At 40.8% G+C, this 1,400-nt stretch carries 1 protein-coding gene; it reads left to right on the top strand.

The window, feature by feature from the left end:
- Window positions 1-72 precede the first annotated feature (72 nt).
- Window positions 73-1,302, top strand: a complete 1,230-nt coding sequence (locus J2Z34_RS17525; protein WP_209461162.1) for an IS256 family transposase — start codon at window positions 73-75, stop codon at window positions 1,300-1,302.
- Window positions 1,303-1,400 lie beyond the last annotated feature (98 nt).

Raw genomic sequence — 1,400 nt, 5'->3', positions numbered from 1 at the left:
GAGAGTGTAGAAAATTTTGTGTTTGGACCTCTGGCTTAAGATTATAATAATCTTAAATCGGAGGTTTTAAACATGGCAAAAATTAAAAGGGATCCAAGGCTGATGGAACTAGCTAAACAGTTTCTTGAAATTTACGACCCTACTACTGCCGATGATGTCTATGATGGTTTAAAAGAAATGCTAGGTGGCACTATAGAATCAATGCTGGAATCTGAGATGGATGATCACTTAGGGTATCCTAAAGGTGTTAATGTCAATCATCCTGAGAATACACGAAACGGCTTCAGCAAGAAAACTGTGAAATCAACAGGAGGCCCTATTGAGGTCAATATTCCACGTGACAGAAAAGGTGAATTTGATCCTAAGGTTGTTGGAAAGTACAAAACTGATATCTCAGATATCGAAGAGAAGATTATCTCGATGTACGCCAAGGGTATGACAACAAGAGACATAGAGGATCATGTTCAAGACATATACGGATTCAGTATATCAGCAAGCCAGATATCTACGATTACAGACAAAATAATACCAATGATCAATGAGTGGCAAACCAGACCATTAGAATCGGTCTATCCTGTCGTTTTCATGGATGCCATCCATTACCATGTGAGACAGGATGGAGTCATCGTCAAAAAAGCCGTATATAACATCTTGGGTTACACAATGGATGGCACAAAGGATATTCTGGGCATGTGGATTGGAGAGAACGAATCCTCTAAATTCTGGCTTTCAGTTTTGAATGAGCTTAAGAATCGAGGAGTCCAGGATATACTGATTGCTTGCATAGACGGTCTTACTGGCTTCAAGGAGGCGATTAATGCTGTATTTGGAAAGACGAAGATACAACGCTGCATAATCCATCAAATTCGGTCATCCACCCGATATGTGAGCTATAAGGACATTAAAGCGCTCATGGCCGATCTCAAGCTCGTCTATAAGGCTCCTACAGAGAAGGCGGCATCGGTCAACCTGGACAAATTTGAAGAGAAATGGAAAACCAAATATCCAGCCTGTGTAAAGTCTTGGCGAATTAACTGGCCTGAACTGTCAGCATTCTTTGAGTATCCAGCTGAACTTAGAACACTGATTTATACTACAAATGCAATTGAGGGATACCACAGGCAGCTACGGAAAGTGACCAAGACAAAGACGGTTTTCCCTACGGATACTGCTGTCATCAAAATTCTCTATCTTGCGACTATGGATGTTATGTCTAAATGGACTCAGCGTATTCGGAATTGGGATAAAATCGAAAGTCAGATTGAAATCTTGTTTGAAAACAGGCTTAACCCACAAAAATAGACCATCAACGTAAGTTGACAGTCTATTTGGAATGCGCGTATTGTAAAGCCAGAGAATCGATTTTCGATATGGTGCCTGAGCTTGTCTCAGCTCTCCTG

Source organism: Youngiibacter multivorans, from assembly GCF_017873395.1.
GTDB lineage: Bacteria > Bacillota > Clostridia > Clostridiales > Clostridiaceae > Youngiibacter > Youngiibacter multivorans.
This window is presented reverse-complemented; position numbering and strand designations above follow the sequence as displayed.